The organism is Pseudoalteromonas sp. S1727, from assembly GCF_005886375.1.
Lineage (GTDB): Bacteria > Pseudomonadota > Gammaproteobacteria > Enterobacterales > Alteromonadaceae > Pseudoalteromonas > Pseudoalteromonas haloplanktis.
Genome location: NZ_PNDT01000372.1, coordinates 1 through 268, shown reverse-complemented (window position 1 = coordinate 268; position 268 = coordinate 1). Strand labels below are relative to the sequence as shown.

Here is a 268-nt window from a genome sequence, read left to right as displayed (position 1 = left end):
GCTAAGCTGATTACTATGATTTAAAAGTACTTAGCACATCAGACGAACAACACGGTATTGTGCTGGCCAAACAGGCTATCGCTGAATCCCCTGATATGGTCATTGCTTGTGGTGGGGATGGTACAGTTGCAGAAGTTGCTAGTGTACTCGTTAATAGTGACTGCAAGCTCGGTATTATTCCTCTGTCAACGTCCAATGCGTTGGCACATGTATTAATGGGAATTAAGAGTAAGCATATCCCTGATTATATATGTTGTGAATTTATTAT

At 40.7% G+C, this 268-nt stretch carries 1 pseudogene; it reads left to right on the top strand.

What is annotated here, in order from left to right:
- Positions 1-11: 11 nt before the first annotated feature.
- Positions 12-268, top strand: a pseudogene (locus CWB85_RS22345) (diacylglycerol kinase family protein); the annotation flags it as partial.